Annotated in this window: 13 protein-coding genes; all 13 read right to left on the bottom strand. The window is 57.2% G+C overall.

What is annotated here, in order from left to right; translation table 11 throughout:
* Positions 1–116: 116 nt before the first annotated feature.
* Positions 117–620 (bottom strand): hypothetical protein, encoded by a 504-nt coding sequence (locus A4E19_08740; GenBank protein ID OQW30826.1) that lies wholly within the window; start codon positions 618–620, stop codon positions 117–119.
* A gap of 172 nt (positions 621–792) precedes the next feature.
* The gene (locus A4E19_08735; GenBank protein ID OQW30825.1) at positions 793–1,380 is read right to left on the bottom strand and encodes a hypothetical protein; all 588 of its coding nucleotides are present in this window, start codon (positions 1,378–1,380) and stop codon (positions 793–795) included.
* A 104-nt stretch (positions 1,381–1,484) separates the two neighbouring features.
* Positions 1,485–2,516: a hypothetical protein gene (locus A4E19_08730; protein ID OQW30824.1), complete on the bottom strand. Its 1,032-nt coding sequence runs from the start codon at positions 2,514–2,516 to the stop codon at positions 1,485–1,487.
* Positions 2,507–3,538, bottom strand: coding sequence for a hypothetical protein (locus A4E19_08725; GenBank protein OQW30823.1), 1,032 nt, complete (start codon positions 3,536–3,538; stop codon positions 2,507–2,509). Before A4E19_08725 ends, A4E19_08730 begins: the two co-directional genes overlap by 10 nt.
* 103 nt (positions 3,539–3,641) lie before the next feature.
* Entirely contained in the window at positions 3,642–4,574 is a 933-nt protein-coding gene (locus A4E19_08720) for a methyltransferase type 11 (GenBank protein ID OQW30918.1), read from the bottom strand.
* A 193-nt stretch (positions 4,575–4,767) separates the two neighbouring features.
* Entirely contained in the window at positions 4,768–6,510 is a 1,743-nt protein-coding gene (locus tag A4E19_08715; GenBank protein ID OQW30822.1) for a hypothetical protein, read from the bottom strand.
* Positions 6,464–7,555 (bottom strand): hypothetical protein, encoded by a 1,092-nt coding sequence (locus A4E19_08710; GenBank protein OQW30821.1) that lies wholly within the window; start codon positions 7,553–7,555, stop codon positions 6,464–6,466. Before A4E19_08710 ends, A4E19_08715 begins: the two co-directional genes overlap by 47 nt.
* Before the next feature lies 1 nt (position 7,556).
* Positions 7,557–8,891, bottom strand: a complete 1,335-nt coding sequence (locus A4E19_08705) for a hypothetical protein (GenBank protein ID OQW30820.1) — start codon at positions 8,889–8,891, stop codon at positions 7,557–7,559.
* A 105-nt stretch (positions 8,892–8,996) separates the two neighbouring features.
* Positions 8,997–9,650: a hypothetical protein gene (locus A4E19_08700; GenBank protein ID OQW30819.1), complete on the bottom strand. Its 654-nt coding sequence runs from the start codon at positions 9,648–9,650 to the stop codon at positions 8,997–8,999.
* A 16-nt stretch (positions 9,651–9,666) separates the two neighbouring features.
* A complete protein-coding gene (locus A4E19_08695; protein OQW30818.1) occupies positions 9,667–11,412 on the bottom strand; it encodes an ABC transporter permease in 1,746 nt (581 codons plus the stop codon).
* On the bottom strand, positions 11,400–12,542 hold the full coding sequence (locus A4E19_08690) for a lipid-A-disaccharide synthase (GenBank protein ID OQW30817.1): 1,143 nt from the start codon (positions 12,540–12,542) through the stop codon (positions 11,400–11,402). Before A4E19_08690 ends, A4E19_08695 begins: the two co-directional genes overlap by 13 nt.
* Positions 12,543–12,633: 91 nt before the next feature.
* The gene (locus tag A4E19_08685) at positions 12,634–13,581 is read right to left on the bottom strand and encodes an oxidoreductase (protein OQW30816.1); all 948 of its coding nucleotides are present in this window, start codon (positions 13,579–13,581) and stop codon (positions 12,634–12,636) included.
* Between the two features lie 94 nt (positions 13,582–13,675).
* Positions 13,676–14,530 (bottom strand): hypothetical protein, encoded by an 855-nt coding sequence (locus A4E19_08680; protein OQW30917.1) that lies wholly within the window; start codon positions 14,528–14,530, stop codon positions 13,676–13,678.
* Positions 14,531–14,534: the final 4 nt, after the last annotated feature.

Below are 14,534 nucleotides of genomic sequence, written 5' to 3'. Positions count from 1 at the left end.
AGCCTCAACCCCATGCTCTACAAGATTGGCTAAGCCAGCCGCTGTCTTCCCGCCGAAGAAGGAGATCGGTCACTTCATCGCAAAAGAGGAAATCGTCTGGTTCTACAACAGACTTTTCACGCCGGCACCACATCATTCACATCTATTTCTACCACCGCCGCCTGCTGGATCACACGAACCCCGATCACGAGTCGATATCGCTTATCCTTCCGCAAGAGAATCCCGTGTGCTCCCTGCAATGGCCCTCGAACAACTTCCACCTTCATCCCTTCATGAAGATAAGGATGGGGATCATAGGGAAGAACGCTGGTCATGAGGCGGCGCAGGCCGTTGATTTCCTCTTCGGGGATCGGTTCGGGCCGACTTCCGCTCCCGACGATTTCGACGACACCCACGATCTTTTGTACGGGAGTTTTTTCGTGCTGGGAGAATCGCACGAAACAATACCCCGAGAACAGCGGAACTTCGATTTCCTTTTTCCTGTCCTTCCATTGACTCAACCGTTTGATCGTGGGAAGCAATGGTTCGATTCCCTGCTTGTCCAACTGATCTCGCACCAGTTTTTCGTGGCGGGATTTGGTACGAAGGGCGTACCAATGGAGATTGTCTGTCCGATCCATTGGATCTATCTCGTGTGTGTCCGGCCTGTTTCGACTCTCTGGTCTTCCTCCTCTGCATTCCTTGTCTGTTCACAGATAGACAAGCTAGAGCTCTTCAACCAGACAGACCCTTTTCGACACAGCTTCGCCTTCTCACTTACAGTGAACAGAAAAACGAACCATTCTTTAACGCTTAGACCGGCAGGCCCAGCGTTAAAATCTTTTGGTCTGGGACGTGATACTGTCCCAACTTTTTTCGATGCTGCGCCGTCTGTTCAATATTCGCCAGCAGCACCGTATCGAACTCCCATCCGCTTAACGCTTCCAGAGGCCAGACCGGATAAGATAAGAATGACTCCGGCTGCGTATCATCTACGAATCCAACCAAGGTTATCTGCATTTCGCGAAGCGAAAGATAGGCCATTTCCGCAAGTTCACCGGTTCCATAGATGACGACTCGTTTCGATCCATGGTGAGCCGCGTGGGACAATGCTTGTCGTAGCCGCGCACGCATATCACGATAATGTGATAAGGAATACTCCATATAGAGATAGGTCAGCCTGGATTTTTCAGCGAATCCTTGGGGAGTCAGTAAATATCGGACGCGGTGCGAGGGAATCGTGGTGATCTTAATGTAGCCCTTCCGTGCCAATCGCTTAAGATAGAGATTGGTGAGACCCAGAGCAACTCCTAACTTTGTCGCGAGAGACCGCTGTGTGACCGCACCGTCCCGCTCAACTTCGGTCAGCAGGAGAAGATCTCGTTGCCCTTGGAGATTCATATAGTTAGAGTGATGAGTCCGACGTTCAGGATATGAACACAGAAGCGTATTTGAGTCAAGAGCGACATACAGAATGCAACGTTTCACCCGAACGGTCGGCCGTCTTACAGATGAAGCACGGTGAGCGCTGATTGAGGGGACGACTCTGACACCTTGGCGATGGCGGACGTGACCTTTGCAACAGTCAATCGATCAAGACAATCCCAATAGGGGCAGACCTCCCCGATACACTTGTCGCACGTGGGAACATCTGGTCGAAGCAGGACTCCGGTCCCTAGCGGCTTCCATCTCACCGGTAGATTGTTTCGCCGAGGGTCAAACATGGTGACCGCGGGAATACCCAAGGCCGCCGCCAGGTGAGCCGGTCCCGTCGCTCCCGAGACGACGACGTGGGCATTGGCGATCACCGACATCAGGTCTCGCAGCAACAGCTGACCCATAAGATCCACTACCCCTGAAGGAAGCGCCGTAGACCGCCGGAGAACATGTTCAAACTCTCCCCGCTCCTGATCGTTGCCTGTCAGCACAACGCCATATCCTCTGGATGCCAACTTCGTGACGAGATCGCGGTAATGTTCCAACCGCCACCGGCGCGCCGAAATTCCTCCCGGATGCACCACGATACGAGGACTCGGCAATCCCGACCAGCGGGATGCTCCAACGGCCCGTTCGACTTCGGTCAGGGTGAGCCCCGGCGGGATCACAGGCTGCGGACGCAAGCCCAATCCTTTTAGCATTTCAACGTTGTACTCGGATTCATGTTTGAGAAATTCGCTGCGATGTTCGTAGACAAGGCGATTGGCCAACAGGCTATACCACCGGTAACCAGTGGCGACTCGAATCGGTACGCCGGTCACCCATGCGGCCCACATGAGACGGCGAAACGGTTTCAGAAAAATCGTCGCCTCGACTCCGTCTGAAAAGGCGCGACGGAGTTCCTTCAATGAATCCGTGAAGCGAATGGTTCGTACATAATCCACGTCGGGATGGTGATCGAGAAGGGGCGCAACCGTAGGACTGGTGAGAAACCCAACCGCCACCCCAGGCATAAGACGCTTCAGTTGCGTCGCCACAGGAAGCGAGAGCAGGACGTCACCGATGCCGTCCGGGCGAACGATCAGGACGTTCATCGACATGGGGCGTGAGTCGCGGTCAGCGATCGTATCAGCTCAACCACGTGAGTCGGCTGAATGAGATGAAGACATTCCAACTCTGGATCATGTCGGCAGACACGATTGAAACAAGGGCTACAGGGAACTCCACCGGTCAGCACCTGATGACCATCCCCATACGGTCCGGTTCGAGCCGCACTCGTGGGTCCGAACATCGCCACGACCGGCACACCAAGCCCCGCGGCGATATGCATTGGGCCGGAATCGTTCGTGATCATGGCGGTCGCTTTCGACAGCAATGCCGGCAAACAGCCCAATGGAATTTCACCGCACAGGTCGATGAACGGATGGTCCGTCAGGGCCCTCAATCGCTCCGAGTAGATACGCTCCTCCGGACCTCCTATTATAACGACCGGATCACGATGCGCCTCATACAACCGATCCACCACGGCTGCGAAAGAGGTCAGCGGCCAACGCTTGGTCTGCCATCGCGCCCCGATATTCATGGCGATCCATGGCCGGTCCACCGAGAAGCCCCTGTGCCCACAGAGCGCTCGAACCGACGCCATGTCTTCCTCCAGCAACCTGAATCCAAATCGCGGTTTGGCAGGCAGAGACGCTCCCAACGCCGAGACAACCGAAAGATATCTGTCAACGGCATGGATATCGGGGCTGAGAACCGGTACGCGACGAGTATAGAACCATGGACTCCCCTCTCTGCCGTTCGCGAATCCAATACGTGTCGGTGCGCCGCTCACACGCGCCAAGACACCACTGCGAAACAACCCTTGCAAATCGATGGCGAGATCAAACCGTTCTGCCCGCAGCGCCAAACTTTCTTTGATCCAGCTCCTCACCGTCATCTCCACCGGCCACACACGGTCCACCCCCTCGGCCCGTTCGACCAAATCAGTCCACTGTCGTTTCACCAGCCAGGTCATATGCGATCCCGGCCATTGTGTTTTGATTGCCGACACAACGGGCAACGCATGGACGATATCGCCGAGAGAACTGGGCTTGATCAAAAGAATGCGGGCACTCTTCACAACCGCTGAGAAGCGCTTAGCGACGCAGTTCACAGTTACACCCTGGTGCGACCTCACCGAAGGACCAAGTAAGAACAGGTGTGATCATGCTTGCATATTCCGCTCATCCACATTCCGTCGAGCGGTCGCGCGATTGTGCCGAATAAAGCCCGTCGAGCAGCGCCTTCCCGCTCCTCGCGTCGGCTGTTTGGCGACGCTCTCGCAAAGACCGGCAGAGGCGCTGCCACATCCGCAGGTAAGGCAGCGGCGTCAGATGGTGTCGCACATTGCCGTGCTGACGCACGATCCTCGACACCCACTCATAGTTACCCGGAATAACGGCTTCGAACTGATCCGCGATCAGCGGTGCGGTGCGCGTGAAGAACATCGTGATGTTTCCACCGTCGCGGGAGATCAAGTGCCGGGCCTCGAACAACCCGTGTTTTTTGGCCAACCTTCGAAGGGACACGACATTGAAGTTATAGAGATGCGCTTCATGGAACGTACTGCGAGGAGACTGGCAAGTGGCCTCGACATTCGGCACTTCTACGACAAGCGTGCCGTCCGGCTTCAGCCAGGAACGGAGCAGCGCCAGAATGGAACCAGGATCCTCCGTATGTTCGAGGACATGCCAGATCGTCACCACATCGAACGAGTCGAGAGGGAATGTCGCGTCTTGCACGAACCCAACTTGAACCGTGAGCCCATATTCCCGTATGGAATAGTCGGCATAACCCCTATTGGGTTCAATCCCACACACACGATGTCCGAGCGATTGAAGCAGATAGGCGAACTCCCCTCCGCCAGTGCCGACATCGAGCACGGCTTTCCGATTCAGGAGCAGCCGTTCGATCTTTTCAAATCGTGACAAGGCCACATGGCCTGCGCGCAGAACATGCTTGGGTTTTGGGCTGTAGGTGTGCTTATAGGAGAGGCGATATTCCTCTTCGTAAAACTGCCGGGCGTCATGAGGGCGCGGATCCGACCATACAAGCCCGCAGGCCCGACAAATGACGGTCCGCAACGGCTTCCCGCTTCGGCTCCTGTTTGAAAGAATCGAGATCTCAGTACCACCGCAGAGGTTACAAGGAATGGAGCACCCGGTTGCTTGCGGATTCACGGTCACCATCCTCTTGCTTGAGCCACTCAGTTGACTCTCGCACGCATCATGCTCTCCACCCATTAACTTACGTATACGTCTCAGCCGGCACAAGACCGAGATGACACAGCATCTCCTCTCCTTAACGTACTCAGGGAGGCGCCGTCTGATGCGTACGATTCGAAGCAGCCATCCTCTCTGCATCGGACAATAGCCAGTCCGCAGCCTCTCTCAATGAAGCGGCGATCCAATCTGGAGCAGTTTCTGAATCCTTCCACCTTTCGGCTTCCTGAGAGGATACGACTCCCGTCGTCACCAAGATACTGCGCACGCCCGCCCTCTTCGCCAGCTCGATATCACGGAGGTGATCCCCGATCAGGTAGGCCCGGTTGAGATTCACCCCTCGGTCCCTCACCGCTTGATCAATCATCCCACGGTTCGGTTTCCGACACGCACATCCGTCGTCAGGATGGTGAGGACAGTAATAAATCGCGTCAAGTGAGGCGCTCGCAGCCTCGAGGAGACGCTGAAGTTTCACGTGCACGGCATCGAGATCCTCGCGCGACAAAAATCCTCGTGCGACTCCCGATTGATTGGTGACGACGATCAATCGGGCGCCGGCCCGTTTCAGGCTCGCGAGCGCCTCCGAGACGCCTGGAAACAACTCAAACTGATCGGGAGATTTGATATAGCCTGGGTCGGGATTGAGTGTTCCGTCTCGATCGAGAAAGATGGTATAACCGGAAAGGATCTGGTCTGTCTGGTCTGGACCAGATAGACGAGGCAGACCAGACGGACCGAATACACCCGCAAGTTGAGTCATTGCCGTCTCGTACACTTGCTCTACCGAAACCCTTGTCATACAACGGTGATCAATGGGACATTCCCTGAGGAGGCAGGGGGCACAGTCGACGGCTTCCCGTACGATCGACCGTTCTTGCCCATAAGGCGCGGTGGTTCGCCAATCGGTGGGACCGAATACCGCGACGACCGGGACACCACAGGCGGCGGCGATGTGCATCGGCCCGGTATCATTGGTAATCAGCAGGCGGCAACGCTTCACCACTCCCATGAGCTCCCGAATGGTCGTCGCACCGGATAAGACAACTGATCGCCCACCGACCTGATTTGCAATAGCCTTCCCCAACGGCTCCTCTCCCTTCGCCCCAAAAATGACCACGGCAACCTGCAAATTTCCAGTCTGGTTCAATTGGCGCACGAGTCGCTTCGCGACTTCGGCAAATCGGTCCGGCTGCCAACGTTTGGCATTACCATAGGTCGAGCCCGGGTTGATTCCGATAAGGAGATCAGAGGATTCGATACCGGCTGAAGCAAGCCGTACCTCGGCCATTCGGTCCTCGGCTGCCGATACGGTCAACGTGGGGAAAGTGGCTCCACCGGCCAGTCCCAATGGCTTCAGCAAGTTCCAATAGTACTCGACTTGATGCACCGGCACAGGGCCGTCGGGAAGAGCGATCGGTTCGGTCAGGAACAAGACTCGCCCGTCCGTAGCATAGCCATACCGCCGCGGAATCCCGGCGAGCCATGCCAGGAATGCCGCTTCGAATGCGTTCTGAAACAGTACCGCCAAGTCAAAGCCATACCGCCGTAACATACCAGCCAGCAACCACTTCCCTGCAAGCCCCGCATGAGCCCCTTGGTCATCGTACAGGAGCACGCCGTTAAGGCCCGGGTGGGCGGTGAATAACTCCGCGATGGCGGGTTTGGCGAGCATCATTACGTTCGCCTCGGGGAACAAAGACCGCAACCCCCGGACGGCCGGCTCGCACATGACCGCATCGCCGATCCAATTGGGAGCCCGGACCAAGATGTTCCGAGACCGATCTTTACGCATGAGGATCCAATCGCTGTATTCCGTCTGATGGCGGTCCATCGATCAACCGATGCAGCCGATCTTCTCCGCGGGTCACTTCAGTTCCAAGGCGCAGCATCCACCAAGAATCCTCGGGGAGAAGGAAGGGGGATAGTTTTCCGCCGTCCTTCTCGGTCGTCAGGACGATCTCCGCTCGATTGACTCGCAACTTGGCCCGGATCTGTCCGACTTCATGGTCATGGTAGCGATGATGATCGTCAAACACCGTCTCTCCAACGATCTTCACCTCAATGGATTCGGCTAACCGGCGGAATGATCGACTATTCCCGATCCCGCTGACCAACCAAGCTGTTTTCGTGCGACCCCATGCGATGGATTGTTGTTCCCCTGAAACGATCGCCAGGAATGATTCCGGTCGAAACACCGCTTCGATGGCGTCCTCGTATGGGAAAGCCACCGCTCGCAATCGGCTATGGATCGCTTCCACATCGTGATGCGAATCTGCCCGGGTAATCATCACGGCACTTGCCCGATCCAACTCCTGCAAGGGTTCGCGCAATCTTCCAGCTGGAAGTAGTGCATCGAGGCCTTCAGCGTCGGTGGCATCGAGCAGCACAAGATCGACATCACGATGCAGCGCCCGATGCTGAAAGCCATCATCGAGCACGATGCAGTCGACGGGGTACCGTTCCAGCACCCATCGACCAAGCGCGACTCGATCGGCTCCCACCGCGACAATGGCCTGCGGACAACGCTGCGCCATGAGAAACGGCTCGTCTCCGGCCTCCGATGGATCGACCAACAGCCGCGATCCATCGGACACCAGAAGATAGGGAACCTTGCTTGTCCGTTTGTATCCCCGGCTCAAGATGGCGACCCTTCGCCCCTGGGCCAACAGCCGCTGCGTCAGAAAAATAACGACGGGCGTTTTTCCTGTCCCCCCGACGGTTAGATTGCCGACACTCACGACACAGCAGGGTAGCCTGGTGGTCGTGAACCAACCTTGTCGATAGCACCACAACCTCAATCGGACGATGAGGCCGTACAACCCGGCAACCCAATACAGCCCTGTACGGACCGGTTGTCCAGGATGCAAGAGCGTCATGTTACGGTTTGGCCATAAGAGGTCCCGGCCCCGTTGCTACACACGAATCGGAATACGATGGCGCCGTGCCGAGACAGGTTTCAATGAACTCCAAACTCCGTGTGAGTGCGCCTTGGTTGTCCAACACCGCCTGCTTGGCTGCCTGTCCTACTCGATATCGGGTCTCAGGCTGACTCAGCCATTCTTCAAGAGAAGTAGCGAGGTCCTCTCCCGTCACTCGGCGACCCCCTCCAGCCTCGGATAAGAGCGTCGCAACCTCGGCACAATGGTCCGTATAGGGCCCAAATAGAACGGGCGTGCCCCACACCGCCGGTTCCAGCAGATTATGCCCTCCCACGGGAACCAACGTCCCTCCCACAAATGCCACGACGGCTTCCCGATAAGCCCGAGCCAGCTCCCCTCTGGTATCCAGGATAACCACACGCGGGCCGGATTGCTTTTCCCGAAGTTGACTCTTCCGGTGGACGACCAATCCGGCTTCTCGAAGCATCGCTTCGACTCGTTCAGCCCGTTCGATATGGCGCGGCGCCACCATCAATACCGTTGAGGGATGAGTCTTGACGATTTGCCGATAGGCCGCGGCCAGCAGTTCCTCTTCTCCGGGATGCGTGCTGCCGGCAAGAATCAGCTGTTCGTGCTCATCAACCCCGAAGCTTCGGCGCGACATCCCATCCGAACGAACGTCGGGCAGCGGTTGATCAAACTTGATATTGCCGGTGACGTGAACCCCCGTGGGTTCCGCCCCCAATGCAACAATACGATCTGCATCTCTCTCGGACTGCATCAGACAGAGAGTGAGCGTTCGGAGCACGGAGCGATAAAAAGAACGAATCACGGGCAAGTCCTGTCGGCGAAACGACCGGGAAGATAACCGTCCGTTCACCAGGACAGCGGGCACATGCTGTTCCCCTAACGTCCACAGTAAGTTCGGCCATAGTTCGGTCTCGACGAACACGTAGAGCACGGGGCGTAGGCGTCGAACCATCCCGGCCACGGCCCAAGAAAAATCCAGCGGGGCGTACCGATGTTCTGCAATGCCTCTTAAACGTTGTTCCACTGCCTCGCGTCCGGTCTCGGTGACCGTCGTCACGATGTAGCGGCACTCCGGATGGCGTTCGTGCAGGGCCTTCACGAGCGGAACGGCCGCCACCACTTCTCCGAGCGAAACCGCATGCACCCAAACAAGCGGCTGAGGTGATCCACCGCCGTCGGGACTGTGACCCTGCCAGCCCATTCGCTGGAAAAACCCTGGTCGACATCGGGGCTTGGCGAAGAGGACGCCTCCGATCACCGGTGCAGCGAGAAGAAGACCGAGGTTATAGAGAAGCTTCCACATGGACACACCACCGACCGCCGCGTGTCATACATACACATAGAGCACCGAGAAGCATTCGTCACTGCGCTTGGCGGTTACCAGTGATCTCTTGTTCCGCCTGATCCGTCAGTCGATTGAGGACCGTCTCGAGTTCCATACGGATTGATTCCAGCGAGGCTTCATCCGCTTCGCGTGAGACCCAGAGCGGATGTCCGTAGAGAAACAGTCCTCTGGAAAACGGATACGGGACCATGTAGCGATCCCAGCTCGCAAAGAGTTTTTTTTTGAGCAGGCGAAGACCAGCGGCACGATGGGAAGGCCTGTCGCCTTGGCGAGATGAACGACGCCGAGCTTTGCGACCTGGCGAGGTCCCTTCGGACCGTCCGGCGTCACGACCACATCCCGACCGGATCGTCCCAGCTTGATCAGGGCCCGAAGCGCCCCGGCCCCACCGCGCGTACTCGACCCTCGAACCGCTTCATGGCCGAACCGAGCGATGATCCTGGCGATGATTTCTCCATCGCCATGTTGGCTGATGAGCACATGCGAACCTCGCCCTCGGTACCCGACCGGGATCATCAATTGTTGAGCGTGCCAAAAGGCCAAGATAATGTTGCGCCCCTCCCGATACAACGCATCGAGCGCTTCGTGGCCGCGCGTCTCACACCGCATCGAGTGCGCGACGGTGCGAATGGCAGCGGCTGCGATCGGAGGCAGCAGCGAACACTTCACCCACTGGGCGGCACGCTTCCGGCTGATCCCATCCTCAGCACTCAGCACTCAACACCTCACGTCGTCACACACTGGTCACATCCTGAAATTGCATGGCATGTAGGCGGCGATAGACGCCTCCCTGTCGAAGCAATTCATCATGAGGACCTGTTTCAACGATGGTCCCGCGATCTAAGACGATGATACGATCGGCGTTTTGAATGGTCGAGAGCCGATGAGCGATCACGAGGGTCGTTCGGTTTTTCATCAAATTGGCCAGAGCCAACTGTACGATCCGTTCAGATTCGGTATCGAGTGCCGATGTCGCTTCATCGAGGATCAGAAGCGGCGGATCACGAAGAATGGCTCGGGCGATCGCCAGGCGTTGCCGTTCGCCGCCCGATAGCTTGAGGCCTCGTTCTCCGATGATGGTATCGTATCCTTGCGGCAGCCGCATGATAAAATCATGCGCATAGGCCAGTTTCGCCGCTTGTTCCACGTCGGCCTGATCGGCTCCGCTCTTTCCGAAGGCGATGTTGTTTCGGACGGTGTCATCGAACAAGACGACCTCTTGCGAGACGATTCCGATATGAGCCCGCAGCGAGCGTAACTCGTACGAGGCCAAGGGAATGCCGTCTATGAAAATACGCCCCACCGTCGGCTCATAAAAACGGGGCAATAAACTGACCAAGGTGGTCTTTCCGCTTCCGCTGCTTCCGACGAGCGCCACCACTTCGCCGGGTTTGATCGTGAGATCCACATCGGTCAGAGCGGGGACCGTTTGATTCTCATACCGCAGAGAAACGCCCTGGAATTCGATCGCCCGATGAATTCCGGACAGCGGAATCGTACCACGATTCCGAGACTGCTCGGTTTCCATGTCCAACACGTCGAAGACCCGTTCGGCCGCCGCCAACGCCTGTTGAATCAAATTGTTGGCCCCCGACAGTTTTTTGATCGGCGTATAGGCCATAAACATCGCCGCCATGAAGGAGAAAAAGGCCCCGGGCGTCATCATGTCATGAATGACCAAATAACCGCCGTACCAGATGATGATCGCGACGCCGATCACGCCGATGATTTCCATATGCGAATGACCGAGCGACCACACTTGATTGGACTTCAACGTGGTCGAGAGAAAGGCCTGATTGCGTTCCTTGAATCGCTCGGCCTCCGCCTCTTCGCGCCCAAACGCCTTTACGACTCGGATGCCCGCGAACGTTTCCTGGAGCGTGGAAGCCATGTCCCCCATCTGTTCCTGTCCACTGGCCGCCAGCCGCTTCAGCCGTTTTCCCACCCGCACCATCGTCAGCGCCGAAAGCGGGATCACGACCAGCGAGATCGCCGCCAACCTCCAATTCTGATAAAGGATCACGCCGACCATCGCGAGAAAGGTAAGACCGTTCTGGAAAATGTCCTTCACGACACTCGACGCGGCATTGGCCATCATCCCCACATCGTTCACGATTCGGGAGACCAAACGTCCCGACGTATTGGTGTCGTGAAACCCGACGGACAACCGCATCAGCCGCTGGAACAGTTCCTGTCGGATATCCGCCACGACACGATTGCCGACATAAGCCATCAAATATCCCACGCCGTAACTAAACACCGCCTTCAGCGTCGCGATGCCGAAGAGGGCCAACGGCAATACCAGCAGCATCTGCTCGTTTTTCTGGATGAAGATCTCGTCCAAGACCGGGCGTGCGAGCCAGGCATAGGCCCCGCTCAACAGCGCCACCAGACCCGAACAGACAAAGGCGGCCAGGAACCGCATGCGGTACGGCTTGACATAACTCATGAGTCGCCTGAATCGCTCTAAGCCTGACATGCCGCCAACACCACCTTCGCCGCTTTGGCTGACGCCCCTGGTGCTCCTAACGCGGTCCGAACCTGTGCCAAGTCTTGTTTCATCCCGTCATAGATCGTCCGATCCTCCAAGATTCGAAGAGCCTCTTCATACAATCGCTGCCCTGTCGCAGCGGACTGAAGCAATTCCGGCACGACCGTCCGGCCCGCCACCAGATTGACCAACCCGATCCATTTGACCCGGATCATGAATCGAATCACGATATTCGCGAACCAAAACGTCAGCGGCGTGGTTCGATAGAACAACACCATCGGGGTTCCGACCACAGCCGCTTGCAACGTGGCCGTCCCGGAGGCCACCAGCACAAGGTCCGACACCACCATCACTTCGGTGGCCTGTTCTTTCACCAGCGCGATAGGAACCGAGCTTCCCGCCAGGAGAGGCTGCAACAGATTATCGTGTATGGTGGAAGCTTGCGCCAGAATAAACTTCGTTTTTGGGTCTCGGCGAGCCAATTTCTCTACCGCATCGAGAAGAATCGGCAACAGAACCTGCACTTCACGTGGCCGGCTCCCCGGCAACAAGGCGATGACTCGCTCACCGACGGAAAACCCGAATCTGGTTCGGAGTTCCGTCCGATCATACCGGCTTTCCACTGCATCCAATATAGGGTGGCCGACGAACGTACAAGGCACACCCGCCTCATCGTATAACGACTTCTCAAACGGGAGTATGACCAGGACATGATCCACTCGCTGCTTGATCCAACGAATCCGGTAAGGGGCCCACGCCCAGATCTGCGGGGCAATATAATAAATCACCCGTAACCCGGCCGCCTTGGCGAAATACGCGAACCGCAGGTTGAGACCCGGATGGTCGATGAACACCACGGTGTCCCATTGTTTTGATCGGAATAACCGCCGCATCATGAGGAACCGTCGAATGATCGACAGTAAGGCCAAGGGACCGACCATCCCGATAACGTCAAATCGCCCCATTTCCTCCACCAATCGCACGCCGGCCGCCTCCATCGCACGCCCACCGATTCCAGCCAATGAAACCTGAGGATCGCGCGCTTTCAGCGCTTTGGCAAGATTGGCTCCGTGAAGGTCGCCGGAAGCTTCGCCAGTAACGATCAGAATACGGGCCATGACGATCTACAAGACCATAGGCATGATAGCGATCTGGTTCGCACGGCCGCTGAAGAACCGACATGGTCGGCCGACAGACGAATCTCCTCCGTCAGATCGCACGCGTTCCGAACGTCTTGATGGCGGAGAGCACGTGATGGGCCAGCTCAAGAGCGGCCGTTCCATCTTCGCCCGATACGACCGGACACGATTGGGTGCGAATGGCCTGCAGGAACGACTCTAGTTGTAATCTGAGGGGCTCATCATCGCCCGCGTGGACCTCTTCAACGGCCACCATCGGTCTCGCCCCAGACTCAGGTGTTCGGCGGCCGATCACTCCCTGACGAGATTGAAAATCCATCCAGAGATACCCATCCGGTTGGAATAGACGCAGTTGCCGCATCGCCTTCAATGAGACTCGGCTGGCGACCAAGCTGGCGACGCTTCCGCTTTCGAATTGGATGTACGCATTGGCGACATCGTTCGTAGAAGAACGTACCGACAGGCCGGCAGCCCGTACCTCTTCCACCCGACCGGGATTGCAGGATAACACCAAATCCAGGTCGTGAATCATCAAATCCAAGACGACATCGACGTCCGTGCCGCGCTCTCCGTAAACGCTCATTCGCTGGCCCTCGAACAACACCGGCCGCCGAATATGGGGCCGCATCAGCTGCATGATGGGGTTGAACCGCTCGCTGTGTCCGACTTGTAATGTGCACCTATTGATCGTGGCCAGTTCCACCAGCTCCCGAGCCTCCATCGGCAGCACGGCGATTGGCTTTTCCACCAGCACATGTTTCCCGGCTTCGAGGCAGGCTTTGGCAACGGGATAGTGCGCGGATGTGGGGACGGCAATACTGACGAGATCGACGTGTTTCAAAAGGTCTGGCAGACCATCATATGTCTGGGCCCCATATTGACGGGCGATGAGAGAAGCCCGTCCGGAGTCCTGATCGACCACGCCGACCAACATCGAGTCCTGCAACGAGGCATACAGTCTCGCATGGTGTTGCCCGAGATGCCCGACCCCGATTACTCCGGCGCGAAGTTTGGCCATACTAGCATGGGGTTCAATCTTGGAAAGTCTTGGACACCGATAAGGGATTGTCGTTTCGATACAGATGGATCAACAGCCATCGGTTCCATTCAGCTTACCCATTGGCCGTCGCCGCAGGGTTCGGCTCTTCTTCGCGAGCCACCCCAACGACGGCGATTCCGGCACTCTCCGCTTCACGGAGAAGGAGCTCTCGATCCAGCATGACGGACCGACCCGCTTCGACTGCGAGCACGGAAGCCTTGACGGAACGCATGACTTCGATCGTCCGCGGGCCGACGGCGGGCAAATCAAATCGGAGATCCTGTTGTGGCTTGCACCGCTTCACCACCACCGCTCCATCCTTGGCCAGTTCGCCTCCGCGCTTGATCGCTTCGTCGGTTCCTTCGACCGCTTCGACGGCCACGACGACTCGGTCTTTAATCACGACGCATTGCCCGATATCGAGACGGCCCGTCTCTTTGGCCACATCCCACCCATAGCGAATATCCACCCACTCTTTTTTGGTCGGCTGGCGGGATGTGAGCGTCCCTTCCTCAACCAATATTCCTTCGAGGCCGAACGTCGACTCGCAGATGGTGATACCGTCCTTTTCGAGTTCTGCCGCGAGTGCGCGTAGAATATCATCATCCTTCCAAAGAACCAATTTCGCGGCCAGAGCCAACACGCGGAAATCAGGACGGGCATGGCTATAGACGTGAGTTTTCTTAATCCCTCCCAACATGACGACGTTCCGCACGTCGTCGGCCTTGAAGGCGTTGATCAACTTATTGAGCTGGCCGATCTTCACCCAATGGATCCGATCGACATGCCGTTCAAGCTCCGGCTCCGTTTCACCTTCGTGAGCCACTGCAAAGACTCGAAGACCCATCTTGCGCGCGTTATCGGCAAAGATGATGGGAAACCGTCCATTCCCGGCAATCACCCCGATTCGACCGTCCGCTATAGGCATGGCC

Source organism: Nitrospira sp. SG-bin1 (assembly GCA_002083365.1).
GTDB lineage: Bacteria > Nitrospirota > Nitrospiria > Nitrospirales > Nitrospiraceae > Nitrospira_D.
Note: the sequence above shows the minus strand (reverse complement) of the source record. Positions and strands in the feature narration are given on the sequence as shown.

What these genes read in the sequence shown, in the direction of transcription:
- A4E19_08710 (OQW30821.1), bottom strand. Translation starts at nt 7,555, where the DNA reads ATGACGCTCTTGCATCCTGGACAACCGGTCCGTACAGGGCTGTATTGG.
- A4E19_08680 (OQW30917.1), bottom strand. Translation starts at nt 14,530, where the DNA reads ATGCCTATAGCGGACGGTCGAATCGGGGTGATTGCCGGGAATGGACGG.
- A4E19_08740 (OQW30826.1), bottom strand. Translation starts at nt 620, where the DNA reads ATGGATCGGACAGACAATCTCCATTGGTACGCCCTTCGTACCAAATCC.
- A4E19_08715 (OQW30822.1), bottom strand. Translation starts at nt 6,510, where the DNA reads ATGGACCGCCATCAGACGGAATACAGCGATTGGATCCTCATGCGTAAA.
- A4E19_08735 (OQW30825.1), bottom strand. Translation starts at nt 1,380, where the DNA reads ATGAATCTCCAAGGGCAACGAGATCTTCTCCTGCTGACCGAAGTTGAG.
- A4E19_08685 (OQW30816.1), bottom strand. Translation starts at nt 13,581, where the DNA reads ATGGCCAAACTTCGCGCCGGAGTAATCGGGGTCGGGCATCTCGGGCAA.
- A4E19_08730 (OQW30824.1), bottom strand. Translation starts at nt 2,516, where the DNA reads ATGTCGATGAACGTCCTGATCGTTCGCCCGGACGGCATCGGTGACGTC.
- A4E19_08705 (OQW30820.1), bottom strand. Translation starts at nt 8,891, where the DNA reads ATGTGGAAGCTTCTCTATAACCTCGGTCTTCTTCTCGCTGCACCGGTG.
- A4E19_08695 (OQW30818.1), bottom strand. Translation starts at nt 11,412, where the DNA reads ATGTCAGGCTTAGAGCGATTCAGGCGACTCATGAGTTATGTCAAGCCG.
- A4E19_08690 (OQW30817.1), bottom strand. Translation starts at nt 12,542, where the DNA reads ATGGCCCGTATTCTGATCGTTACTGGCGAAGCTTCCGGCGACCTTCAC.